Raw genomic sequence first — 23,188 nt, 5'->3', positions numbered from 1 at the left:
TGCCGAAATGTCACGTCGACAAGGAACTACTTCTTTGGCGTGAACGGCGCCGGCCTGCGGCCCGCCGCCTGGCGTTCGAGCATCCAGCCCGGATATTCGGGCGGGAGCGCGCTGACTTCGTCGAGACGAGCAAGATCGTCGGCATCGAGCTTCAACTCGGTCGCCGCAAGGTTCTGTTCCAACTGGTCCATGCGGCTGGCGCCGATGATGACGCTCATCACGAACGGTTTGGCCAGGACAAAGCCGAGCGCCACCGTGGCGACGCTGACGCCGTGCTGGGCGGCGATCTCGCGCATGACGGCGACCGCTGCCCAGGCACGGTCCTCATTGACCGGCGGGAAATTGAAGCTGGCGCGGCGACCTTCGCCATTGCCGGGGGCACCGGGTCCGTACTTGCCCGAGAGCAGGCCGCCCGCCATCGGTGACCAGACCATCAGCCCGAGCTTCTCCTCGTTGAGCAGCGGCACGATCTCGCGCTCGAGATCGCGGCCAGCGATCGAGTAATACGATTGGACGGTTTCGAAACGGGCAAAGCCCTTGCGCTCGGCAATACCCAACGCCTTGGCGATGCGCCAGGCCTGCCAGTTCGAGACGCCGACATAGCGGACCTTGCCAGCGGCAACCAGGTCGTCGAGCGCCCGCAGCGTTTCGTCTATCGGCGTGACCGTGTCGGTGCCGTGCAGCTGATAGAGATCGATATGGTCCAGCTGCAGCCGTTCGAGGCTACCTTCGACCGAATCCATGATATGGCCGCGCGAAGAACCGCGCTGGTTCGGGCCGCCGCCCATGGCGCCGTGAACCTTGGTGGCGATGATCACGTCCTGCCGATTGACGCCGAGATTTCTCAGCGACTGGCCGAGAAGCCGTTCCGAGGCGCCGAAGGAATAGACATCCGCCGTGTCGAAGAAATTGACGCCGGCGGCGAGCGAGCGGGCGACGATCTCGTCGACGCCATCCTGGTCGAGGCTGGCGATCAGGCCCCATTGGGCATTCTCGCCGGCGGCGCCGAATGTCATCGTACCGAGGCAAAGTTCGGAGACGAACATCCCCGTATTTCCAAGTTGATTGTAACGCATGGTGGCTCCAGAGGCTTTGGGATAACTCGACCCATATAGGAACGAAACGTTCCGTTTCTATTGCTGGCATAGTCAGCGTCAGCCTGTGGCCTAAGGCCGGCTGCGCCTCATCTGGCGCCGAAAATCGCCGATCCAACCCTGACACTTGTCGCGCCGAAGGCGATCGCCGTTTCGTAGTCGCCGGACATGCCCATAGAGAGCTTGTCAACGCCGGCCTCAAGCCCAAGCTTTTCTAGCAGCGCGAAATGCGGACCGGGGTTCTCGTCCGCCGGCGGAATGCACATCAGCCCTTCGATGGCGAGGGCGTGAACCGAGCGGCAGCGGGCCACGAAGGCGACGGCCTCGCGCGGCTCGATGCCGGCCTTTTGCGGCTCCGAGCCGGTGTTGACCTGGACGTAGAGCCTTGGCGTCCTGCCCTGCCTGGCGATTTCCTTGCCGAGTTCGGCGGCGATCTTTTCACGGTCGACGGTTTCGATGACGTCGAACAGCGCCACCGCTTCCTTTGCCTTGTTCGATTGCAACGGCCCGATCAGGTGCAGCTCGATGTCGGGGAAAGCTTCCTTCAGCGCCGGCCACTTGGCTTGCGCCTCCTGGACGCGGTTCTCGCCGAAGACGCGCTGGCCGGCCTCGATAACCGGACGGATATCGGTGGCATCGAAGGTTTTCGAGACCGCAACCAGCGTCACCGCCCCGGCCTCGCGTCCGGCCTCGCGCTCGGCAGTGGCGATCCTTGCCTTGACGGTGAAAAGCTGTTCGACGGCGCTCGCCATGCCTATATCCTGCCTGTGTTTGGCTTTTCGCCGGATCGCCGCAGTTGACGGGTCCGGTAATCCATGGTGAACACCGCGACGACATTTCCTGAGCCGCCCGGGCATTGTCCGGCGGCTCGCGCATGCTTTTAAGTGAAAAACACCCGATGGCAACCGAACGATACAATCCGCGCGCGTCAGAGCTCAAATGGCAGAAGGCCTGGGACGCCAAGAAGCTGTTCGAAGCCGACAACGATGACCCGCGCCCGAAATACTACGTGCTGGAGATGTTCCCCTATCCATCGGGGCGCATCCATATCGGCCATACCCGCAACTATACGATGGGCGACGTGGTGGCGCGCTACAAGCGGGCCAAGGGTTTCAACGTGCTGCACCCGATGGGCTGGGACGCCTTTGGCATGCCAGCCGAAAACGCAGCAATGCAGAACAAGGTCCATCCCAAGGACTGGACCTATCAGAACATCGCTGCCATGCGCGAGCAACTCAAGGTCATGGGCCTGTCGCTCGATTGGGCACGCGAGTTCGCTACCTGCGATGTCGATTATTACCACCGCCAGCAGATGCTGTTCCTCGATTTCGTCGAGAAGGGCCTGGTGACGCGCAAATCCTCCAAGGTCAACTGGGATCCGGAGGACATGACGGTGCTTGCCAACGAGCAGGTCATCGACGGGCGCGGCTGGCGCTCGGGCGCGCTGGTGGAACAGCGCGAGCTGACGCAATGGTTCTTCAAGATCACCGACTATGCGCAGGATCTGCTGGATTCGCTCGACCAGCTCGACGACTGGCCGGAAAAAGTGAAGCTGATGCAGGCGAACTGGATCGGCCGTTCTGAAGGCCTGCTGATCCGCTGGCCGCTGGCCAAGCCAGTCGCCGGCGAGCATGAGCTCGAAGTCTATACGACAAGGCCCGACACCATCTTCGGCGCCTCCTTCATGGCGATTGCGGCCGACCATCCGCTGGCCAAAAAGGCGGCCGAAGACAATCCGGCGCTGGCAAAGTTCATCGACGAGGTCCGCCACATGGGCACGTCGGTGGCGGCCCTGGAGACGGCCGAGAAGAAGGGCTTCGATACCGGCATCCGCGTCGTCCATCCGTTCGACGAGAAGTGGACGCTGCCCGTCTATGTCGCCAATTTCGTGCTGATGGACTACGGCACCGGCGCCGTTTTCGGCTGCCCGTCCGGTGACCAGCGCGACCTCGACTTCGCCAACAAATACGGCCTGCCGGTCATTCCAGTGGTGATGCCGGAAGGCGAGAATCAAGGAAGCTTCCAGATCATCGACGAGGCCTATGTCGGCGACGGCGTGATGATCAATTCGCGCTTCCTCGACGGCATGAAGCCGGATCAGGCATTCGACGAGGTGGCGAAGCTGCTCGAACAGAAGACCATCGGCAACCGGCCGATGGCCGAGCGCAAGGTGAATTTCCGCCTGCGCGACTGGGGCATTTCGCGCCAGCGCTATTGGGGCTGCCCGATCCCGATGATCCATTGCGAGGATTGCGGCGTTGTGCCGGTGCCGAAAGCCGACCTGCCGGTCAGGCTGCCTGACGATATCGAGTTCGACCGGCCGGGCAATCCGCTCGACCGTCATTCGACATGGCGGCACGTCAAATGCCCGCGTTGCGGCAAGGATGCGCGGCGCGAAACCGACACGATGGACACGTTCGTCGATTCGTCGTGGTATTTCGCGCGCTTCACCGCGCCCTGGGCCAACGATCCGACCGATCCCAAGGCCGCGACTGAATGGCTGCCGGTCGACCAGTATATTGGCGGCATCGAGCACGCCATTTTGCACCTGCTCTATTCGCGCTTCTTCACCCGCGCCATGCGCGAGACCGGCCATGTCGATCTCGCCGAGCCGTTCAGGGGCCTGTTCACGCAAGGCATGGTGGTGCACGAGACCTATCGGGTTGGCGGCGCCTCGAACGGCCGCTGGCTTGCGCCGAGCGAGGTCAGGCTGGAGGACGCCGACGGCAAGCGCCGCGCCTTCGAAATCGCCACTGGCGAAGAGGCGGTGATCGGTCCGCTCGAAAAAATGTCGAAGTCGAAGAAGAATACCGTTAGCCCCGAAGAGATCACCGACGGCTACGGCGCCGATACGGCGCGCTGGTTCATGCTGTCGGACTCGCCGCCCGAACGCGATGTCGAATGGACCGACGAGGGTGCGGCCGGCGCGCATCGCTTCATCCAGCGCATCTGGCGGCTGGTGTTGACGGCTGCCGATTCGCTCGCCGGAGTTCGGCCAGAGGCGGCGAAGGACGGCGAGGCCGGAACAGTGTCCAAGGCCGCGCACAAGATCCTCAAGTCTGTCGGCGAGGATATTGAAAAGCTCGCCTTCAACCGTGCCATCGCCCGTATCTATGAGCTCGCCAATGCCTTGACCGTACCGCTCAACGAGGCAGCCGAAGGCAAGGCCGGTCCGGCGCTCCAAGCGGCCTGCCGTGAAGCCGTCGAGATCCTGGTGCACCTGATCGCGCCGGTCATGCCGCATCTGGCCGAGGAGTGCTGGCAGACGCTCGGCGGCACCGACCTTGTCGCCGAACGGCCCTGGCCGGACTACGATCCCTCGCTTGTCGTCGACGCCGAGATCGTGCTGCCGGTCCAGGTCAACGGCAAGAAGCGCGGCGATTTGACAATTGCCCGCGACGCGGACCAAGGTGCGGTCGAAAAAGCGGTTCTGGCTCTCGACTTCGTGCAGAAAGCGCTCGAAGGTAAGGCGCCGCGCAAGGTGATAATCGTGCCGCAGAGGATCGTCAATGTTGTTGCCTGATCCGAAAAAAGCGGAGCTGACGCCGCGCCGTATCATGCTCTACGGGCTGCTCGCTTCGGTGGCGCTGGTTTCCGCCTGCACGGTGCGGCCGCTCTATTCAAGCGCGCCGCTGATCGCCGGCTCTCAGGTCGGCGCTGCTGCCGAACTGGCATCGATCTCGGTCAAGCCGGTCAAGACCCGCTACGCCCAGCAGGTCCGCAACAATCTGATCTTCGCGCTCGGCCAGGGCGCCGGCGAGCCTGCTTCGCCGGTCTATTCGCTTGATCTCGGCGTCTCCGAACTCGTCGAATCGGCGGCAATCGAGCAGGTCACGACCGACGAGGACGAGCCGACCGCCGGCACAGTGACGCTGACCGCCAACTATGTGCTGAGCGATGCCAAGACCGGCACGGTCATAGCGAGGGGCAAGCGCTCTATCCCGTCCTCATACGATAGGCCGCGCCAGGAATTCGCGTCGTATCGGGCGCAGATCGACGCCGAGAACCGCGCGGCGCGCGAACTGGCGGATGTGCTGCGGCTGTCGATCGCCCAAGATCTGATCAAGCACGGCAAGCCGGCGGCAAGCTAGGTCTTTCCATCCTGGATTGAAGCGCTCCGTCTGTGGCGGATTGCGCTGTCAGCAAAAGGCCGATTGCTCGGCCTTTTTTGTTCGACGTAGGACATTTCGCTTCAGCCGATCTTCTGGCCGGTCTTTGCCCAGTCGGCGAGAAACTGCTCCAGGCCCTTGTCGGTCAGCGGGTGCTTGACCAGCGCCTTGAGCGTCGCCGGCGGGGCGGTGATGACGTCGGCGCCGATCAGCGCCGCCTGTTTGACATGGTTCACCGTGCGCACAGAAGCGGTCAGGATTTCGGTCTGGAAATCATAATTGTCGTAGATGGTGCGGATATCGGCAATCAGTTCCATGCCGTCCCAACCGCTGTCGTCGATGCGGCCGACGAAGGGCGAGATGAAGGAGGCGCCGGCCTTGGCGGCGAGCAGCGCCTGGGTGGCCGAGAAGCACAGCGTGACGTTGACCATGCGGCCGTCCGACCGGATGTCCTTGCAGGCTCTCAGGCCGTCGAGCGTCAGCGGCACCTTGATGCAGACATTGTCGGCGATCCTGGCCAGGATCTTGGCCTCCGCCATCATATCCTTGTACTCGGTGGCAACGACTTCGGCTGAGACCGGTCCCTTGACGATCTCGCAGATCTCTCTGGTGACGTCGGCGATCTTGCCGCCCGATTTCAGGATCAGCGACGGATTGGTGGTTACGCCGTCGAGCAGCCCCAAATCGTTCAGCTCACGGATTTCCTTGACATCGGCGGTGTCGACAAAAAATTTCATGGCGGTCTCCTGAAGATTTTTCATGTGCAGGTCATGCACATTCGGGGTCGGACTTTGATCTAGACCAAAGTCGGGGCAAGGTCACGCCTCATGATCGAAGATTCGCCCTTTGTCGCGGCCGCACCGGTGCTGGTCCCAATGCCTGCTGAGCGCCCCTACACCTATGCTGTGCCGGCTGGCATGCGCGTGGTGCCGGGCTCGATCGTGCGCGTTCCGCTTGGGCCCCGCCAGGTCGCCGGCATCGTCTGGGACGGCGCCGTCGAAAAGGTCGACGCGAAGAAATTGCGGCCGATCGAGCAGGTTTTCGACTGCCCGCCGATCGACCGCGCGATGCGGCGTTTTGTCGATTGGGTGGCGCAGTACACGCTGTCGCCGCCCGGCATGGTGGCGCGCATGCTGCTCAGGGCGCCGGAGGCGTTCGATCCGGAGCCGTGGATCGAAGGGCTGCAGCGCACCTTCGCCAAGCCCGACCGGATGACGGAGGCGAGGACGCGCGTGCTGGAAACGGCCGAAGGTGGGCTCGCCTGGACGCGGTCGGGCCTGGCGCATGCGGCAGGCGTGTCGTCGACGGTGGTGGACGGGCTGAGGGCGCAGGGCGTATTCGAGACGGTGATGATCCCGCCGCGGCCGGTGGTCGCAGCACCCGATCCCGGCTACGCCGTGCCGGCACTGATGCCCGACCAGAGCGATGCCGCCGAGATGCTGCGCGCCAATGTCGCGGCCGGCATATTCGGCGTCACCCTGCTCGACGGTGTAACCGGATCCGGCAAGACGGAGGTCTATTTCGAGGCGGTTGCGGCCGCGCTCGATCGCGGCACGCAAGTGTTGATCCTGCTGCCGGAAATCGCGCTGACCCACGCCTTCCTCGAGCGCTTTCAGGAGCGGTTCGGCGCCAAGCCGGCTGAGTGGCACTCGGACCTGCCGCCAAGAATGCGCGAAAAGGTCTGGCGGCAGGTGGCGGAAGGCGGCGTGCGGGTGGTCGCAGGCGCGCGCTCGGCGCTGTTCCTGCCGTTCAGGGAGCTTGGGCTGATCGTCGTCGACGAAGAGCACGACCCCGCCTACAAGCAGGAGGATCGCGTCTTTTACAACGCGCGCGACATGGCCGTGGTGCGCGGCCATATCGGCGGGTTTCCGGTCGTGCTCGCCTCGGCGACACCGTCGGTCGAAAGCCGGGTCAATGCCAGCCAGGGCCGCTACAGCAGGGCGGTGCTTTCGGCGCGCTTTGCCGAGGCGGCACTTCCCGATCTCAAGACGATCGACATGCGCCGTGCGCCGCCTGCACGCGGCGGCTTCCTGTCGCCTGTACTGCTCGGCCATATACGGCAGACGCTGGAAAGAAAGGAACAGTCGCTGCTGTTTCTCAACCGGCGCGGCTATGCGCCGCTGACGCTCTGCCGGGTCTGTGGCCACCGCTTCGGCTGTCCGGTCTGCTCGGCCTGGCTGGTCGAGCACCGCTTTCGCGGTCAGCTCGTCTGCCACCATTGCGGGCACAATGAACGCCGGCCCGAGGCCTGCCCGGAATGTGGCACGCTCGATCATCTGGTCGCCTGCGGGCCGGGCGTAGAGCGCATCGCCGAGGAGGTCGTCGCGCATTTCCCTGATGCCCGCACCATCGTACTGTCGTCCGACCTGATGGGCGGCGTGCGGCGGCTGCGGCTCGAGCTCGAAGCCATAGCCAATGGCGAGGCCGACATCGTCATCGGCACGCAACTCGTCGCCAAGGGCCACAATTTCCCCAACATGACGCTCGTCGGTGTCGTCGATGCCGATCTCGGCCTGGCCAATGGCGACCCACGCGCCGCCGAGCGCACCTTCCAACTGCTCAGCCAGGTGACCGGCCGCGCCGGCCGCACCGGCAAGAAGAGCCTTGGCCTGCTGCAGACTTTCCAACCCGACCACCCGGTGATGCGGGCGATCGTCTCCGGCGATGCCGAGGCCTTCTACGAGCGCGAGATCGCCGAACGCGAGCGGGCGGGGCTGCCGCCCTTCGGCCGGCTCGCCGGCGTCATCGTCAGCGCGGCGACTCGGGCGGAAGCCGAAGGGCACGCCCGCGGCCTGCGCCGTGCCGCGCCGCAAGCCATCGACCTGTTCGTCCTCGGTCCGGCCGAGGCGCCGCTGTCATTGATCGGCGGCCGCCATCGCTTTCGCCTACTGATCCAGGGCGAGCGGCGCGCCGACATGCAAGGGTTCATCCGCACCATGCTGGCCGAGGGACCGAAGATAAGGGCCTCGGTGCGGGTCCAGGTCGATATCGACCCGCAAAGCTTTTTGTAAGGTGTCGATTACCCTTTCGAGACGCGTTCGGTGAATGGGTTCAGGTAAGGCACGTCGAGAATCGCAAAATGCCGGGTGTTGGCCGTCAAAACTGACAGGCCGTGCAAACGGGCGGTAGCTGCGATCAGAATGTCCGCCAGTCCCGGATTGGCGCCTCTGGCGATAGTGGCGTCTTCCAGTTTTCCGGCTTCTCGCGCGATTGCTAAATCGATGGGAAGGATGCGCTGGTTGAACTCTAGAAGCAACCTTTCGAACCACTCATTGATGCGCTCCGCCTTCATATGCCCGCCCGCCCGCTTCAGTTTCGCGATTCCTCGTTCCACCTCCAAGATGACGATCGACGAGAGCTGCCAAGAGCCGCGTTCTCCTTGTACAGCAACCCAGTTCTGCACGTGTGACGGAAGCAGAGGCCGACCAGGTGCAAATGCCGAGAGAAAAGACGTATCAAGCAGATAGCCGGTCAAAACTCCACTTCCCGCGACGGCGATTCGTTTCGCTCAAGCTCGATGCCGCCTGGATACCGAAGCAGGAAATCCACGAAGTCTTTTTGGCTGTTCTGCGGATAAAGTTTCCGTCCCTCACCGATTGGCACCACCATGACTGCGGGCTTGCCGTGCTTGGTGATAACCGTGGGCTCACCGTTCTCAGCGGCCTCCACGAGCGCGGAAAGGCTGGCCTTTGCCTCTCGCAGTTGCATCGTCTTCATGCGCGGAACCCCTTGTGGTCTCATGTAGTCACAATATAGGAATTGTGCAGAAAAAAACAGCCCATTGTTTAACGTCCTGTTAGCCCGGTCGAGACAACGGTCGCGCTCGCGTTGAGCTGACGCGCCCTGCAAATTGCCGACGGCCCATCTGGCGCATGTCAGTTGCTTCGCTAGAATGCCCGAAATTTTGAATATCCATTTACGAGGGGACAAGGATGGAATTTGCGTTTCCATGGCCGATGAGCCAGGGCGAGTGGCTGGCATGGTCGAGCGCGGTCGCGACTCTATTGCTCGGCCTGTTGCTATTCCTGGCTCCACAGCTGGCGTTCCGCATCCTGCGGCTGCAGGTCAGACCGGAGAAGGCAGCGGCGATCGCCGAGGGGCGCGGCCGGATGTCGGGCTTCTATCTCGGCGTCAGCCTGTGCTGCATCCTCTTGGCGCAGCCGCTGCTCTACATGGCGCTCGGCTTCTCCTGGCTATCCACCGCCTTCGGCCGGCTGCTGTCGATGATGTCGGACGGCGCCAATACGCCGTTCAACTGGGCATCCATCGTCGTCGAGCTGGTGCTGGCGGCGCTGCCGCTCGCGTTCGCCTTCGGCTTTTTGCCCTGAATCACAGAGCAATCCGGGGTTGGTTGCTGAACTCGGCGAGCGGATGCGACAATAGTGCCTGAAAACCATGCCGGACGACGCATTGCGGTCTGAAAATGCCTGTGCTAGACGGCAATCGACTTTCGACCGGGGATAGCGGAAGCCGCGCCTCCGTGCTTGGAAAAATGCAGTAAGGTCAAAGATTTAGCCAGAGTTTTTGCTCGCGCCAACAATCTGCGGCCTGTCAGACAAGAGAAAAGACGGTCCGTGGCCCAATCGTCATCGCCAATCTCAGGTGTCGCAGAACGCTATGCGGGTTCGCTGTTCGAACTCGCGCTGCAGGCCAATTCGGTGGCCAGCGTCGAGACCGACCTCAACAGTTTCGAAGCGATGCTCGAAGGCAGCGCTGACCTTTCGCGGCTGATCAGGAGCCCGGTTTTCTCCAGCGAAGACCAGGCCAAGGCGATCGCCGCGATCGCCGACAGAGCGGGGATCACGGGCCTCACTGGCAATTTCCTGCGCGTCGTTGCCCAGAACCGCCGGCTTTTCGCCGTGCCAGGAATGATCAAGGCGTTCCGCCAGATCGCCGCCGAACACCGCGGCGAGACCGCCGCCGAGGTCACCTCGGCGCATGCGCTGACGCCTGCCCAGGAAACCGAGCTGAAAGCGGCGCTGAAAAGCGTCGCCGGCAAGGATGTGGCGATCACCGTCACCGTCGATCCGTCGCTGCTCGGCGGGCTGGTGGTCAGGATCGGCTCGCGCCAGATCGATACGTCGCTCAAAACCAAACTCAATTCGCTCAAGCTTGCACTGAAAGAGGTCGGCTGATGGACATCCGCGCCGCGGAAATTTCCGCAATTCTGAAAGACCAGATCAAGAATTTCGGCAAGGAGGCCGAGGTCTCCGAAGTCGGCCAGGTGCTGTCCGTCGGTGACGGCATCGCCCGCGTCTATGGCCTCGACAATGTCCAGGCCGGCGAGATGGTCGAGTTCCCCGGCGGCATCCGCGGCATGGCGCTCAACCTCGAAGCCGACAATGTCGGCGTCGTTATCTTCGGCGCCGACCGTGACATCAAGGAAGGCGATACCGTCAAGCGCACCGGCGCCATCGTCGACGCGCCTGTCGGCATGGGCCTGCTCGGCCGCGTCGTCGATGCGCTCGGCAACCCGATCGACGGCAAGGGCCCGATCCAGGCCACCGAACGCAAGCGCGTCGACGTCAAGGCGCCCGGCATCATCCCGCGCAAATCGGTGAACGAGCCGATGTCGACCGGCCTCAAGGCCATCGACGCGCTGATCCCGGTCGGCCGCGGCCAGCGCGAGCTGGTCATCGGCGACCGCCAGACCGGCAAGACCGCGATCATCCTCGACACCATGCTCAACCAGAAATCGGTGCACGACAACGGCCCGGAGAAGGAAAAGCTGTACTGCGTCTATGTCGCCGTCGGCCAGAAGCGCTCGACCGTGGCGCAGTTCGTCAAGGTGCTGGAAGAGCGCGGCGCGCTCGACTATTCGATCATCATCGCTGCGACCGCGTCCGATCCGGCGCCGATGCAGTTCCTGGCGCCGTTCACCGCCTGCACCATGGGCGAATATTTCCGCGACAACGGCATGCACGCGCTGATCAGCTATGACGATCTGTCGAAGCAGGCCGTCGCCTATCGCCAGATGTCGCTGCTGCTGCGCCGTCCTCCGGGCCGCGAGGCCTATCCGGGCGACGTTTTCTACCTGCACTCGCGCCTGCTCGAGCGCGCCGCCAAGCTCAACGACGACAATGGCGGCGGGTCGCTGACGGCGCTGCCGATCATCGAGACGCAGGCCAACGACGTGTCGGCCTATATCCCGACCAACGTCATCTCGATCACCGACGGCCAGATCTTCCTGGAAACCAATCTGTTCTTCCAGGGCGTCCGTCCTGCGGTCAATGTCGGTCTGTCGGTGTCGCGCGTCGGCTCTTCGGCGCAGATCAAGGCGATGAAGCAGGTTGCCGGGTCGATCAAGGGCGAGCTCGCGCAGTACCGCGAAATGGCTGCTTTCGCGCAGTTCGGCTCCGATCTCGACGCCGCCACGCAGCGCCTGCTCAATCGCGGCTCGCGCCTGACCGAGCTTTTAAAGCAGCCGCAATTCTCGCCGCTCAAGGTCGAGGAGCAGGTCGCGGTGATCTTCGCCGGCGTCAACGGCTATCTCGACAAGCTGGCGATCAACCAAGTCGGCAAGTTCGAGCAGGGGCTGTTGTCGCACATGCGCTCGGCCGGCAAGGACGTGCTCGACGGCATCCGCAAGGAGAAGGCGCTGTCCGACGATCTGCGCGCCAGGCTGAAGGCAGAGATCGACGCCTTCGCCAAGACCTTTGCTTGAGTGGGCCGGACGGGATCAGGTTTGAAGCATGCCTTCGTTAAAAGACCTTCGTAACCGTATCGCCTCGGTCAAGGCGACGCAGAAGATCACCAAGGCGATGCAGATGGTCGCCGCGGCGAAGCTGCGCCGCGCGCAGGAAGCGGCTGAAGCGGCGCGTCCCTATTCGGAGCGCATGGGCGCGGTGCTGGCCAACATCACCCAGGCGATCGGCGGCGGCGGCGATGCCCCGGCGCTGATGACCGGCACCGGCAAGGACGACGTGCATCTGCTTGTCGTCTGCACGGCCGAACGCGGCCTGTGCGGTGGCTTCAATTCGCAGATCGCCCGCTTTGCCCGTGACCACATCCGCAAGCTTCTGGCCGACGGCAAGCAGGTCAAGATCATCTGCGTCGGCAAGAAGGGGTTCGACATATTGCGCCGCGACTACGGGGCGCTGATCATCGAGCGTGTCGATCTGCGCGAGGTCAAGACGCTGGGCTTCGTCAATGCCGATGCCATCGCCAAGAAGGTGATCCACCTGTTCAACGAAGGCGGCTTCGACATCTGCACGCTGTTCTATTCGCAGTTCAAGTCGGTGATCAGCCAGATCCCGACAGCGCAGCAAATTATCCCGGCGGGCGTGGTTTCGGATGCTGCTGAAGCGAAGGATGGTGGCAGCGCTGTCTACGAATACGAGCCGGAGCCGGGCGAAATCCTCTCCGATCTCATCCCGCGCAACATCTCCGTGCAGGTCTTCCGCGCGCTGCTCGAGAATGCGGCCGGCGAGATGGGCGCCAAGATGAGCGCCATGGACAATGCGACGCGCAATGCCGGCGACATGATCAACAGATTGTCGATCACCTACAACCGCCAGCGGCAGGCGCAGATCACCAAGGAATTGATCGAAATCATTTCGGGCGCCGAGGCGCTCTAGGCACGCTCCCAAGGAGGTCATCGACCTCAAGCGTGTGAGAAACAAAGAGACGAAAAGGGTAAAGACGATGGCGAAAGCAGCGACCCCGAAGACGGCAGCCCCTAAGGCCGCGGCACCAGCAAAGGCTCCGGCGGCAGCCGCTCCGGCCAAGAAGGCGGCAGCAACCAAGGCCGCCGCCGTGAATACGCCGGCCGCTACCATCAAGAAAACCGGCTTGGCGGGCAAGGTTCGCCAGGTCATCGGCGCTGTTGTCGACGTGCAGTTCGGCGAACATCTGCCGGCGATCCTGAACGCGATTGAGACGATCAATGTCGGCAATCGCCTGGTGCTCGAAGTGGCCCAGCATCTCGGCGAAAACACCGTACGCTGCATCGCCATGGACTCCACCGAAGGTCTGGTTCGCGGCCAGGACGTCTATGACACCGGCGCGCCGATCACCGTGCCGGTCGGCCCTGGCATGCTCGGTCGCATCATCAACGTCATCGGCGAGCCGGTCGACGAGGCAGGCCCGGTCGACGGCATCGAGATGCGCTCGATCCACCAGCCGGCGCCGACCTATGTCGAGCAGTCGACGGAAGCGCAGATCCTGGTCACCGGCATCAAGGTGCTCGACCTGCTGGCCCCCTATGCCCGCGGCGGCAAGATCGGCCTGTTCGGCGGCGCCGGCGTCGGCAAGACGGTGCTGATCCAGGAACTGATCAACAACGTCGCCAAGGCGCATGGCGGCTTCTCGGTGTTCGCCGGCGTCGGCGAGCGCACCCGCGAAGGCAACGACCTCTATCACGAGTTCATCGAGTCCGGCGTCAACAAGAAGGGCGGCGGCGAAGGCTCCAAGGCCGCGCTCGTCTATGGCCAGATGAACGAGCCGCCGGGCGCGCGCGCGCGCGTCGGCCTGACCGGCCTGACGGTTGCCGAATACTTCCGCGACCAGGGCCAGGACGTGCTGTTCTTCGTCGACAACATCTTCCGCTTCACGCAGGCGGGCTCGGAAGTGTCGGCGCTGCTCGGCCGCATTCCTTCGGCCGTGGGCTACCAGCCGACGCTGGCCACCGACATGGGCGCGCTGCAGGAGCGTATCACCACGACGACCAAGGGTTCGATCACCTCGGTGCAGGCGATCTATGTGCCGGCCGACGATTTGACCGACCCGGCACCGGCGACTTCATTCGCCCACCTCGACGCGACGACCGTGCTCAACCGCGCGATTTCGGAAAAGGGCATCTATCCGGCGGTCGATCCGCTCGATTCGACTTCGCGCATGCTCGACCCGATGGTTGTCGGCGAGGAGCACTACCAGGTCGCGCGCCAGGTGCAGTCGATCCTTCAGCGTTACAAGTCGCTGCAGGACATCATCGCCATCCTGGGCATGGACGAGCTGTCGGAAGAGGACAAGCAGACGGTTGCCCGCGCCCGCAAGATCGAGCGCTTCCTGTCGCAGCCCTTCTTCGTCGCCGAAGTGTTCACCGGCGCGCCGGGCAAGTTGGTCGACCTCGCCGACACCATCAAGGGCTTCAAGGGCCTTTGCAACGGCGATTACGACCACCTGCCGGAGGCCGCCTTCTACATGGTCGGCGGCATCGAGGAAGCGGTCGAGAAGGCACAGCGCCTGGCGGCTGAAGCGGCGTAAGCCAAAGCGAATAGCGAATAGGGAGTAGCGAATAGGGGTCTATGAGCCGGACGAGTTTCTTCACTACTCGCTACTCACTATTCCCTATTCGCTAAATTGATCATGCCTGAAGCTTTCAAGTTCGAACTGGTCTCGCCGGAGCGCCTCTTGGTTTCCGAGCAGGTCGAATCCGTCGTCATCCCAGGCGCCGAGGGCGAAATGACCGTGATGGCGCATCACGCACCGGTCATGACCACGATCAAGCCGGGCGTCGTCACGTTGAAGACCGCTTCCGGCAAGGAAGAACGCTACGTGGTGTTCGGCGGCTTTGCCGACATCGTTCCGGCCGGCTGCACGCTGCTGGCGGAATCGGCTGTGGCCGTCGGCGACATCGACCGCGCCGAGCTTGCCCGCCGCATCCAGGAGGCGAGGGAAGACGCCGCCGACGCCAAGGACGACCAGGCCCGCAGCAAGGCCGAGCAGTTCCTTAACCAGCTCACCACGCTTGAAGGCGCCATCCTGCCGGCTTAACGCGAAGGATCAGTTCGGCGTCGAGAAAGCGAGGCTTGCCTCGCTTTTTTATTTGGTGAACAGTCAGGCTGCCTTGGCGTGGGGGGCCGATGATAGAACAAACAGTGCAACAAGAAACAGTCTCGCGATCCAGATGGTCGACGGCCCTGGTGTCGGCCCTTGGCGGCCCGTTTGGCGGATTTCTATGGATTGGCGCTGGCAAACTGGCTGTCATAAGCCTGTTTGTGATCAGTGCTGTCAGCATCGCGCTTTGCTACATCGGAATTCCGGTGGTGCCGGGCATGGATCTTGCGGCGGCGGGCAACTTTTCAGGTATCGGCTTGATGATCCTGTGGGCGACGCTCGTTGTTCCCTTTGCGCATCGGTTCAAGCCGGACAAATGGTATGCGCAAGGGGTGTCGGTGTTCGTGTTGGCGTTTTACGCCTCCATCGTGGCTGCGTTTGTAATCCGCTCGTTGGTGTTCCAATCGTTTTCGATCTCGTCTGGCAGCATGACGCCGACGTTGCGGGAGGGCGACTATCTCTTCGTGTCCAAATCCGCATACGGCTACAGTCGCTACAGCGTGCCCTTCAACGTGCTCTCATTTGACGGGCGCCTATTGGGCGCGGAACCCAAAAGGGGAGATGTGGTGGCATTCAAGTTCCCGCCCGATCCGAGCGTGAACTACATCCAGCGGATCGTCGGCTTTCCGGGCGAAAAGATCCAGATCATCGACGGGATGCTTTACATCAACGAGGTAGCGGTGGGGCTCGAGGATATCGGCTCTTTTTCGTCCGAAGAGTTCCCCGATCCAGTCAAACTTCAACGTGAAACTTTGCCAGAGGGCGTGTCCTACACCGTTCTCAACCTGACAGATTCATCCATCGGGGACAACACGAACTCGTGGATCGTGCCCGCAGGCCACTATTTTGCACTTGGCGACAATCGGGACAATTCCTCCGACAGCCGATTCAGCGTCGGGTTTATTCCCAGTGAAAATCTGGTCGGCAAGGCCGTGCGGCTGTTCTGGAATTCTAAAGGCCTCGACTATTCTTCCCGGCAAGTATTGGATCCGTCAGGCAAATAGCTCACACCGTCAGCGCTTCCACGGCGCGCATGACGCCGCGCAGTTCGGCGAGGCCCTTCAGGCGGCCGATGCAGGAATAGCCGGGGTTCACCTTCTTGCCGATGTCGTCGACAATGGCATGGCCATGGTCCGGACGCATCGGAATCTGCCAGTCCGCCCTGCCTGCCGCCTTGCGCCGCCGCTCCTCGCCAATCAGCGCCGACACGACCGCCACCATGTCGGTGTCGCCGTCGAGGTGCTCGGCTTCGTGGAAGGAGCCGTCGGGCTCCTTGGTGACATTGCGCAGATGGGCGAAATGGATGTTCTCGGCGAAAGCCTTCGCCATTGCCGGCAGATCGTTCTGCGCGCTCGCGCCGTAGGAGCCGGTACACAGTGTCAGTCCGTTAGCCGGCGAAGCGACGGCGTCGAGCAGCGCGCGGGCATCGGCTGCCTTGGAAACGATGCGCGGCAGGCCGAACAACGAAAAAGGCGGATCGTCGGGGTGGATCGCCATCCTGACGCCGGCCTCTTCGGCAACCGGCACGATCTCGCGCAGGAAGGCAAACAGGTTTTCGCGCAGTCCTTCGGTAGAGACGTCCTTGTAGAGGTCGAGGGCGCGGCGGAAGCTCGCTCGATCGAAGATGAATTCGCGCGCCGGCACCCAGCCGATCAGGTTGAGCTCCAGTCTCGCCTTGTCGCTTTCGCTCATGCCTTGCAGCCGCACACGCGCCGCCTCGACACGGGCCGGCGGGTGATCGGCCTCCGCCCGTTTTCGCTCGAGGATGAAGACGTCATAGGCGCAGAGCTCGACGACATCGAAGCGCAGCGCCGTGCCGCCATGCGGCATCGGATAGTCGAGGTCGGTGCGCGTCCAGTCGGTGATCGCCATGAAATTATAGCAGATGGTGTTGATGCCGGCGGCAGCGACGGCGCGGATCGAGGCCTTATAATTGTCGATCAGGGTGCGCCAGTCGCCACTGCGGGTCTTGATGTCCTCGTGGACGACGATGCTCTCGACCACGTCCCAGGTCAGGCCTGCTGCCTCGATCTCTGCCTTGCGCCTGGCGATCTCGTCCGCCGGCCAGGCGCGGCCGTCATTGAGGTGATGCAGCGCGCTGACGATGCCGACGGCGCCGGCCTGACGGACATGGGCAAGCGTCACCGGGTCGTCGGGCCCGAACCAGCGCCAGGTCTGTCTCATGGCTTCTCACTCCCTATGCCAAGCGCCGCCAAGGCAGCGGCAGGCCCGCCCCGCCGCAGGCGCTCGAGATGGGCTGTCGTCAGATCAATCAGTGTCATGCGCTGGGAATGGTCCCTGGCGAAGCCGGCGAGATCGAACATCGCTGTCACAGCTTCATCAGCCGGCCGGCTGCCGAGCGCCGTAAGCCGAGTGTCGATCGGGTCGGTGAAATGGGCTTCGGGCAAGGTCTTGCCGCGCGCCTCGCAAGCGGCGATCCAGGCGGCCACCACCAGCATCAGATGGGCTGGGGGATCACCGGCACTCAGCCGCTCGACGGCCGAGGCGACGATGCGCTGTGGCAGTTTCTGGCTGCCGTCATTGGCGATCTGCGCCGTGCGATGGGCCAGCGCCGTGTTCGAGTAACGTTCGGCGAGCTGGGCCGTGTAGCCGGCCGTATCGAGCCCGGCGTCCGGCGGCAGCGTCGGGATCGCCTCGGCCCACAAGCCGTCGACGAATTGCCGGATCGCCGGATCGGCAAAGGCGCGGTCGACCGTGTCGTAGCCGCTGAGCAGGCCGAGATAGGCGATTGCCGAATGCGAGCCGTTGAGCAGCCGCAGCTTCATGTCCTCGAACGGCCCGACGTCGCCGACCATGGTGACGCCGAACTTTTCCCAGGCCGGCCTGCCCGCCGGAAAGTCGTCCTCGACCACCCATTGGCAGAACGGCTCGGTCATCACCGGCCAGGCATCCTCGACGCCGAGCTCGACGGCGATACGCGCCCGGTCGGCATCGGTGGTCGCCGGCACGATGCGGTCGACCATGCTCGACGGAAAGGCGACGCCGTCGGCGATGTGTGCGGCGAGCCTGGCATCGCCTGAAGTGGCGAGCCTGGCATCGCGCAGTGCGGCGAATTCGACCAGCAGGCGGTGCAGCGTGGCGCCATTGGCCGGAAGGTTGTCGCAGCAGAGCACGGTGAAAGGCTGGATGCCGGTGGCACGGCGGCGCGACAGCGCCTCCGTCAGGAAACCATGCGCCGTTCGTGGCATTTGCGGGTTAGCCAGATCATGGACGATGTCGGGGTGGGTATTGTCCAGTCCGCCGCCGGCTGCCCTCAGATAGGCCTTTTCGGTGATCGTCAGCGTGACGATACGGGTGAGCGGATCGGTCAGAGCGGCGAGCACCGCAGCCGGATCTTCCGGCGCCACCAGCAGCGACAGGATCGAACCGACGACGCGCAGCTCTTCTTCGACGCTGCTCCTGATCGCCAGTGTGTAGAGGCCATCCTGCGGCGCCAGTGCGTCGCGCGTGTCTGGACTGCGCAAGGACACGCCGACAATGCCCCAGCCTGTCTCTCCAGCCGCCAGACAGTCGTCGACATAGGCCGCCTGGTGGGCGCGGTGGAACGCGCCGACGCCGAGATGGACGATGCCTGGCGCAATAGCGCCGCGGTCGTAGCGGGGAACCGCGACCGAAGCCGGCAGTGCCTTCAGCGTGCTGTTGGAAAGGCGTCTATTGGTCATTGCGCGGCGTGTCTGATCGAGGTTGCTGGGTCACTGTTGGCAGGCGGCGTAACACCCGTTGCCGTCACGCACAATGGGCAATGGCCGACGAAAAGTCATCATACAACAACCCATTTTTTGTATGTTGACATTATTTCTTTCCAACCCTACCGATGTCCGGATTGGGAGGATTTACGTGGCCGCATTGACGGATCCGGACTTGCTGTTTGCCGCCGAGGCGCGCCCGCGTTCGCTGGCCCGCGATCTCTACGCCGCGGTCAAGGACCTGCCGATCGTCAGCCCGCACGGCCACACCGATCCCCGCTGGTATGCGCTCAACGAGGCGTTTCCCGATCCGGCGCAGTTGCTGATCGTACCGGACCACTACATTTTCCGCATGCTGTTCAGCCAGGGCGTTCGGCTTGAGGAGCTTGGCGTGCCGACACTTGACGGTTCGCCGGTGGAAACCGACGGCAGAACGATCTGGCGGCGCTTCGCCGAGCATTATTACCTGTTCCGCGGCACGCCGACCCGGCTGTGGTTCGACCATGTGCTTGCCCATCTGTTCGGCATCGACGAGCCGCTGAATGCCAAGACGGCCGACCGCCACTACGACACGATCGCGACGCTGCTGCAGTGGGAGAATTTTCGCCCGCGAGCGCTGTTCGAGCGCTTCAACATTGAGGTCATCGCGACGACCGAAGGCGCGCTCGACGATCTCAGATGGCACCAGATGATCCGCGACAGCGGCTGGGACGGCCGCGTCGTCACCGCCTATCGGCCGGATGCGATCGTCGATCCCGACTTCGAAGGCTTTTCGGCCAATCTCGACCGGCTTGGCGAGATCACCGGCTGCGACACCGGCAATTGGGCCGGCTATCTCGATGCGCATCGCCAGCGGCGCGCCTTCTTCAAGAGCTTTGGCGCGACTTCCTCCGATCACGGCCATCCGACGGCCGAAACCGCCAATCTCTCGGATGCCGCCGCCGAGGAGCTGTTCAACCGCATCCGCCGGGGCTCGAACGACGAGCGCGAGCGAAAGCTGTTTCGCGCCCAGATGCTGACCGAGATGGCCAAGATGAGCCGTGACGACGGGCTGGTCCTGCAAATCCATCCCGGCTCCTGGCGCAATCATTCGCCGGCTGTCTTTCAGAAGTTCGGCAGGGACAAAGGCTTCGATATCCCGACTCGAACCGATTATGTGACGGCGTTGAAGCCGCTGCTCGACTGTGTCGGGCTGGAGCGCGATCTCACCATCATCCTGTTCACCCTCGACGAGACCAGCTATGCGCGCGAGCTGGCGCCGCTCGCCGGTGTCTACCCGGCATTGAAGCTCGGGCCGGCCTGGTGGTTCCACGACAGCCCCGAAGGCATGCGCCGGTTCCGCGAGATGACCACCGAAACGGCCGGTTTCTACAACACCGTCGGTTTCAACGACGACACCCGCGCCTTTCCATCCATACCGGCCCGCCATGATGTGGCGCGCCGGGTCGATTGCGCATATCTGGCGCGTCTCGTCGCCGAGCATCGGCTCGGCGAGGACGAGGCGCACGAGCTGGCGCAGGAACTTGCCTATACGCTCGCGAAAAAGGCGTACCGGCTCTAACGGCGCTTGCCGCCATCGTTCAAACGGGAGGAAACCAATGCTGCATTTTTCAAGACGGGCGGGAGCTACGCTACTTGCCGCCGCACTGCTGGCCGGAACGGCAAGCGCCCAGACGGTCCTGCGCTCGTCTGACACACACCCGGACGGCTATCCGACGGTCGAGGCGGTCAAATATTTCGGCGAGCTCGTGAAAGAGCGCACGGCCGGCCGCTATGTGGTCGAACTCTATCCTTCCGCGCAACTCGGCGAGGAAAAGGACACGATCGAGCAGGTGCGCACCGGCGTGATCGATCTCAACCGCGTCTCGATGGCGCCGTTCAACGGGCTCATCCCGGAGACCACCGTACCCTCGCTGCCCTACATCTTCCGTTCGGAAGACCATATGCACAAGGTCATGGACGGGGCGATCGGCGACCAGATCGCGGCGGCGTTCGACCAGGTCGGGCTGGTGCTGCTCGCCTTTTACGATGGCGGCTCGCGCTCCTTCTACAATTCGAAGAAGCCGATCAACACTGTAGCCGACATGGCCGGCATGAAGTTCCGCGTCATCCAGTCCGACATCTTCGTCGATATGGTGGCGGCACTCGGCGCCAACGCGACGCCGATGCCGTATGGCGAGGTGTATTCGGCGATCGAGACCGGGGTGATCGACGGTGCGGAGAACAATTTTCCGAGCTACGACACCGCCAAGCACGCGGAAGTCGCCAAATACTATTCGCTCGACGAGCACACGATGGTGCCGGAAGCCTTCGTCATGGCGAAGTCGAGCTGGGACAAGCTGACGCCGGAAGACCAGGCGATCTTCAAAGCGGCCGCCAAGGAGAGCGTCGCCAAGCAGCGCGAGCTGTGGACCGCCAAGGTCAAGGAATCGCGCGCCAAGGTCGAGGCGGCCGGTTCGCAGATCACGACGCCGGATAAGCAGCCCTTCATCGACGCGATGGGCCCGGTCTACGAGAAGCACGTCAAGGACGACAAGCTGAAGGCCATGGTCGAAGCCATCAAGGCCGTGCAGTGATCAAGCGGCGGCGCGGACATCCCGCGCCGCCGTCCTCTTGCGGAGAAAACCGGTGACTTCCAGCCTAAAACCAAGACCGCTCCTGTCCGGCGTCGCGCAAGTGATGTCGCGCGTCAGCACGGCGGCGCTGTCGATCGCCGGCATCGGGCTGGTGCTGATGACCGCCTTCGTCGCCTGGCAAGTGTTCGGCCGCTATGTTCTGAATCGTTCGCCGAGCTGGACCGAGCCGGGCTCGGTGATGCTGATGAGCTGGTTCATTTTCCTCGGCGCTGCCGTCGGCGTGCGCGAGAACTATCATCTCGGCTTCGACGTCCTGCTCTACGTGCTGCCAAAAGGCGGCAAGCGCTGGCTGCGGATGATTTCGGACCTCGTCGCGCTCGCCTTCGGCATCGGCATGATCTGGTATGGCAGCCAGCTGGTCGCATTGACCTGGGGCTCTGTCTTGCCGTCACTCGGCATATCGGGGGGCTGGGACTATGTCCCGCTTGTCGCGGGAGGCGCGCTCATCGTGCTCTTCACGCTGGAGCGCATCGTGCTTCGCCTCTCCGGCGCGCCGATCGACGATGCCCTCGATGAATTGCCGCCGGCCGAAGTCGCAGCCGAACTCGACACCGCCAACGTGAAGGTCTGACGCCATGGAACTGTGGATTCTCTTCGGCGTCTTCACCCTGCTGATGCTTATCGGCACGCCGATCGCTTTCTGCCTCGGCGTCGCAAGCCTGGCCACCGTCCTCTATATGGGCCTGCCGCCGCTGATCGTCTTCCAGCGCCTGAATTCCGGCATGAGCGTCTTTTCGCTGCTGGCCATTCCGTTTTTCATCTACGCCGGCGACTTGATGGTGCGCGGCGGCATCGCCAGCAAGATCGTTGCCTTCGCCGGCTCGCTCGTCGGCCATTTGCGCGGCGGCCTCGGGCAGGTCAACATCGCGACCGCTACACTATTCGGCGGCATTTCGGGCTCCGCGGTGGCGGAGGCAGCCGCGGTGGGCGGCCTGATGATCCCGCAGATGAAGGCGCGTGGATATGGAGCGGACTACGCCGTCAACGTCACGTCGATGGCGGCGCTGATCGCGCTGCTGCTGCCGCCGTCGCACAACATGATCATCTACGCGATCTCGGCAGGCGGAAAGATCTCCATCGCCGATCTGTTCACGGCCGGCATCATCCCGGGCCTGCTGCTGGCCCTGTCACTGATGGTCACCGCTTATTTCGTGGCGCGCTCCCGCGGCTATCCGACCGAGCCGTTTCCGGGCTTCACCGCGGTCGCGCATCTTTTCGCCGTCGCGGTGCCCGGCCTGCTGCTGATCGCGATCATCTTCGGCGGCGTACGATCGGGCGTCTTCACGGCCACCGAGAGTTCCTGTATCGCCGTCATCTATGCGCTGCTCGTGACCGTCTTCGTTTACCGGCAGATGACCTGGGAAGGGTTCGTTCATGCCACCCATGGCGCCGTGCGCACCACGGCCATGGTGCTGCTTATCATCGGCATGGCGGCGGCATTCTCGTGGCTGATGGCCTTCCTGAAAGTACCGGCAGCGCTGATAGCCTCCATGAACGCGATCTCGGACGATCCGCTGGTCGTGCTTCTGCTGCTCAACCTCTTGATGCTGTTCCTCGGCACGTTCATGGACATGGGGCCGACGATCATCATTTGCACGCCGATCTTCCTGCCCGTGGCGCAGGCCTACGGCGTCGATCCGGTGCATTTCGGCGTCATCATGATCCTCAATTTCGGCATCGGGCTGAACACGCCGCCGGTGGGCGCAGTGCAGTTCGTGGCGTGCGCAGTGGGCAAGATATCCGTCTGGGAATCGATGCGCTCGATCTGGCCGTTCTATGGCGCAGGCCTCGTGGTGCTGGCGCTCGTCACTTACATTCCAGCCATTTCGCTATGGCTGCCGAGCGTCTTCAAATAGGGGTTGCGA

The 23,188-nt window shown here is 63.3% G+C and carries 21 protein-coding genes; 14 read left to right on the top strand and 7 right to left on the bottom strand.

The genetic code is table 11. The annotated features are described in order from the left end of the window. Positions 1 to 26: 26 nt before the first annotated feature. Positions 27 to 1,076, bottom strand: a complete 1,050-nt coding sequence (locus tag NKH89_RS07500; protein ID WP_352480966.1) for an aldo/keto reductase — start codon at positions 1,074 to 1,076, stop codon at positions 27 to 29. A 107-nt stretch (positions 1,077 to 1,183) separates the two neighbouring features. Further along, positions 1,184 to 1,846 (bottom strand): YggS family pyridoxal phosphate-dependent enzyme, encoded by a 663-nt coding sequence (locus NKH89_RS07495; RefSeq protein WP_023719715.1) that lies wholly within the window; start codon positions 1,844 to 1,846, stop codon positions 1,184 to 1,186. Between the two features lie 146 nt (positions 1,847 to 1,992). Between NKH89_RS07495 and leuS the strand changes: the two genes are divergently transcribed. Beyond that, positions 1,993 to 4,617: a leucine--tRNA ligase gene (leuS, locus tag NKH89_RS07490; RefSeq protein WP_352814991.1), complete on the top strand. Its 2,625-nt coding sequence runs from the start codon at positions 1,993 to 1,995 to the stop codon at positions 4,615 to 4,617. Next, positions 4,604 to 5,185 carry an LPS assembly lipoprotein LptE gene (locus NKH89_RS07485; RefSeq protein ID WP_023719713.1) on the top strand — a complete coding sequence of 194 codons (582 nt, stop codon included), beginning with the start codon at positions 4,604 to 4,606 and terminating at the stop codon, positions 5,183 to 5,185. Before leuS ends, NKH89_RS07485 begins: the two co-directional genes overlap by 14 nt. 101 nt (positions 5,186 to 5,286) lie before the next feature. Here NKH89_RS07485 and fsa read toward each other — a convergent pair whose 3' ends face one another. Beyond that, positions 5,287 to 5,940 (bottom strand): fructose-6-phosphate aldolase, encoded by a 654-nt coding sequence (gene fsa, locus NKH89_RS07480; RefSeq protein WP_023719712.1) that lies wholly within the window; start codon positions 5,938 to 5,940, stop codon positions 5,287 to 5,289. 90 nt (positions 5,941 to 6,030) lie between these two features. Here fsa and NKH89_RS07475 point away from each other — a divergent pair, with 90 nt between their 5' ends. Continuing rightward, complete coding sequence (locus tag NKH89_RS07475; protein ID WP_352480965.1) at positions 6,031 to 8,214, top strand: primosomal protein N'; 2,184 nt, start codon at positions 6,031 to 6,033, stop codon at positions 8,212 to 8,214. A gap of 8 nt (positions 8,215 to 8,222) precedes the next feature. Here NKH89_RS07475 and NKH89_RS07470 read toward each other — a convergent pair whose 3' ends face one another. Further along, positions 8,223 to 8,678: a type II toxin-antitoxin system VapC family toxin gene (locus NKH89_RS07470; protein ID WP_023719710.1), complete on the bottom strand. Its 456-nt coding sequence runs from the start codon at positions 8,676 to 8,678 to the stop codon at positions 8,223 to 8,225. Continuing rightward, entirely contained in the window at positions 8,675 to 8,920 is a 246-nt protein-coding gene (locus tag NKH89_RS07465; RefSeq protein WP_023719709.1) for a type II toxin-antitoxin system Phd/YefM family antitoxin, read from the bottom strand. The genes NKH89_RS07470 and NKH89_RS07465 overlap by 4 nt, the downstream gene beginning before the upstream one ends. 215 nt (positions 8,921 to 9,135) lie before the next feature. Here NKH89_RS07465 and NKH89_RS07460 point away from each other — a divergent pair, with 215 nt between their 5' ends. From NKH89_RS07460 to lepB, 7 genes are all read left to right on the top strand, one after another. Continuing rightward, entirely contained in the window at positions 9,136 to 9,531 is a 396-nt protein-coding gene (locus tag NKH89_RS07460; protein ID WP_352908551.1) for an AGROH133_08824 family phage infection protein, read from the top strand. 246 nt (positions 9,532 to 9,777) lie between these two features. Further along, positions 9,778 to 10,338 carry a F0F1 ATP synthase subunit delta gene (locus NKH89_RS07455; protein WP_023719707.1) on the top strand — a complete coding sequence of 187 codons (561 nt, stop codon included), beginning with the start codon at positions 9,778 to 9,780 and terminating at the stop codon, positions 10,336 to 10,338. Continuing rightward, complete coding sequence (gene atpA, locus NKH89_RS07450; RefSeq protein WP_023719706.1) at positions 10,338 to 11,867, top strand: F0F1 ATP synthase subunit alpha; 1,530 nt, start codon at positions 10,338 to 10,340, stop codon at positions 11,865 to 11,867. Before NKH89_RS07455 ends, atpA begins: the two co-directional genes overlap by 1 nt. 28 nt (positions 11,868 to 11,895) lie before the next feature. Then, a complete protein-coding gene (locus NKH89_RS07445; protein ID WP_352908550.1) occupies positions 11,896 to 12,780 on the top strand; it encodes a F0F1 ATP synthase subunit gamma in 885 nt (294 codons plus the stop codon). A 67-nt stretch (positions 12,781 to 12,847) separates the two neighbouring features. Next, positions 12,848 to 14,407, top strand: coding sequence for a F0F1 ATP synthase subunit beta (atpD, locus tag NKH89_RS07440; protein WP_352908549.1), 1,560 nt, complete (start codon positions 12,848 to 12,850; stop codon positions 14,405 to 14,407). Positions 14,408 to 14,509: 102 nt separating this feature from the next. After that, positions 14,510 to 14,917: a F0F1 ATP synthase subunit epsilon gene (locus tag NKH89_RS07435; protein ID WP_352856411.1), complete on the top strand. Its 408-nt coding sequence runs from the start codon at positions 14,510 to 14,512 to the stop codon at positions 14,915 to 14,917. A gap of 89 nt (positions 14,918 to 15,006) precedes the next feature. Further along, positions 15,007 to 15,984, top strand: a complete 978-nt coding sequence (gene lepB / locus NKH89_RS07430) for a signal peptidase I (RefSeq protein WP_502896876.1) — start codon at positions 15,007 to 15,009, stop codon at positions 15,982 to 15,984. 1 nt (position 15,985) lies between these two features. On the opposite strand, the gene uxuA is transcribed toward lepB, so the two are convergent. Both uxuA and NKH89_RS07420 read right to left on the bottom strand, forming a co-directional pair. Then, positions 15,986 to 17,164 carry a mannonate dehydratase gene (uxuA, locus tag NKH89_RS07425; protein WP_352494127.1) on the bottom strand — a complete coding sequence of 393 codons (1,179 nt, stop codon included), beginning with the start codon at positions 17,162 to 17,164 and terminating at the stop codon, positions 15,986 to 15,988. Continuing rightward, positions 17,161 to 18,663: a mannitol dehydrogenase family protein gene (locus NKH89_RS07420; RefSeq protein WP_023719700.1), complete on the bottom strand. Its 1,503-nt coding sequence runs from the start codon at positions 18,661 to 18,663 to the stop codon at positions 17,161 to 17,163. The genes uxuA and NKH89_RS07420 overlap by 4 nt, the downstream gene beginning before the upstream one ends. A 175-nt stretch (positions 18,664 to 18,838) precedes the next feature. On the opposite strand from NKH89_RS07420, the gene uxaC reads away from it, so the two are divergent. The 4 genes from uxaC (at position 18,839) to NKH89_RS07400 (ending at position 23,179) form a co-directional block, all read left to right on the top strand. Beyond that, a complete protein-coding gene (uxaC, locus tag NKH89_RS07415; protein ID WP_352908548.1) occupies positions 18,839 to 20,248 on the top strand; it encodes a glucuronate isomerase in 1,410 nt (469 codons plus the stop codon). A gap of 37 nt (positions 20,249 to 20,285) precedes the next feature. Continuing rightward, a complete protein-coding gene (locus NKH89_RS07410) occupies positions 20,286 to 21,263 on the top strand; it encodes a TRAP transporter substrate-binding protein (RefSeq protein WP_023719698.1) in 978 nt (325 codons plus the stop codon). A gap of 103 nt (positions 21,264 to 21,366) precedes the next feature. Continuing rightward, a complete protein-coding gene (locus tag NKH89_RS07405; protein ID WP_023719697.1) occupies positions 21,367 to 21,894 on the top strand; it encodes a TRAP transporter small permease in 528 nt (175 codons plus the stop codon). A gap of 4 nt (positions 21,895 to 21,898) precedes the next feature. Further along, positions 21,899 to 23,179: a TRAP transporter large permease gene (locus NKH89_RS07400; RefSeq protein WP_023719696.1), complete on the top strand. Its 1,281-nt coding sequence runs from the start codon at positions 21,899 to 21,901 to the stop codon at positions 23,177 to 23,179. Positions 23,180 to 23,188 lie beyond the last annotated feature (9 nt).

This window comes from Mesorhizobium sp. M0923 (genome assembly GCF_040319365.1).
In the GTDB taxonomy this organism is placed as follows: Bacteria; Pseudomonadota; Alphaproteobacteria; order Rhizobiales; family Rhizobiaceae; genus Mesorhizobium.
The sequence above is the reverse complement of the archived record's forward strand: the minus strand, read 5'-3'. Positions and strand labels throughout refer to the sequence as shown.

Bases quoted from the DNA above. Each gene is read 5' to 3' on its own strand.
- NKH89_RS07500 (WP_352480966.1), bottom strand. From the start codon at position 1,076: ATGCGTTACAATCAACTTGGAAATACGGGGATGTTCGTCTCCGAACTT.
- NKH89_RS07495 (WP_023719715.1), bottom strand. From the start codon at position 1,846: ATGGCGAGCGCCGTCGAACAGCTTTTCACCGTCAAGGCAAGGATCGCC.
- leuS (WP_352814991.1), top strand. From the start codon at position 1,993: ATGGCAACCGAACGATACAATCCGCGCGCGTCAGAGCTCAAATGGCAG.
- NKH89_RS07485 (WP_023719713.1), top strand. From the start codon at position 4,604: ATGTTGTTGCCTGATCCGAAAAAAGCGGAGCTGACGCCGCGCCGTATC.
- fsa (WP_023719712.1), bottom strand. From the start codon at position 5,940: ATGAAATTTTTTGTCGACACCGCCGATGTCAAGGAAATCCGTGAGCTG.
- NKH89_RS07475 (WP_352480965.1), top strand. From the start codon at position 6,031: ATGATCGAAGATTCGCCCTTTGTCGCGGCCGCACCGGTGCTGGTCCCA.
- NKH89_RS07465 (WP_023719709.1), bottom strand. From the start codon at position 8,920: ATGAAGACGATGCAACTGCGAGAGGCAAAGGCCAGCCTTTCCGCGCTC.
- NKH89_RS07460 (WP_352908551.1), top strand. From the start codon at position 9,136: ATGGAATTTGCGTTTCCATGGCCGATGAGCCAGGGCGAGTGGCTGGCA.
- atpA (WP_023719706.1), top strand. From the start codon at position 10,338: ATGGACATCCGCGCCGCGGAAATTTCCGCAATTCTGAAAGACCAGATC.
- NKH89_RS07445 (WP_352908550.1), top strand. From the start codon at position 11,896: ATGCCTTCGTTAAAAGACCTTCGTAACCGTATCGCCTCGGTCAAGGCG.
- atpD (WP_352908549.1), top strand. From the start codon at position 12,848: ATGGCGAAAGCAGCGACCCCGAAGACGGCAGCCCCTAAGGCCGCGGCA.
- NKH89_RS07435 (WP_352856411.1), top strand. From the start codon at position 14,510: ATGCCTGAAGCTTTCAAGTTCGAACTGGTCTCGCCGGAGCGCCTCTTG.
- lepB (WP_502896876.1), top strand. From the start codon at position 15,007: ATGATAGAACAAACAGTGCAACAAGAAACAGTCTCGCGATCCAGATGG.
- uxuA (WP_352494127.1), bottom strand. From the start codon at position 17,164: ATGAGACAGACCTGGCGCTGGTTCGGGCCCGACGACCCGGTGACGCTT.
- NKH89_RS07420 (WP_023719700.1), bottom strand. From the start codon at position 18,663: ATGACCAATAGACGCCTTTCCAACAGCACGCTGAAGGCACTGCCGGCT.
- NKH89_RS07410 (WP_023719698.1), top strand. From the start codon at position 20,286: ATGCTGCATTTTTCAAGACGGGCGGGAGCTACGCTACTTGCCGCCGCA.
- NKH89_RS07405 (WP_023719697.1), top strand. From the start codon at position 21,367: ATGTCGCGCGTCAGCACGGCGGCGCTGTCGATCGCCGGCATCGGGCTG.
- NKH89_RS07400 (WP_023719696.1), top strand. From the start codon at position 21,899: ATGGAACTGTGGATTCTCTTCGGCGTCTTCACCCTGCTGATGCTTATC.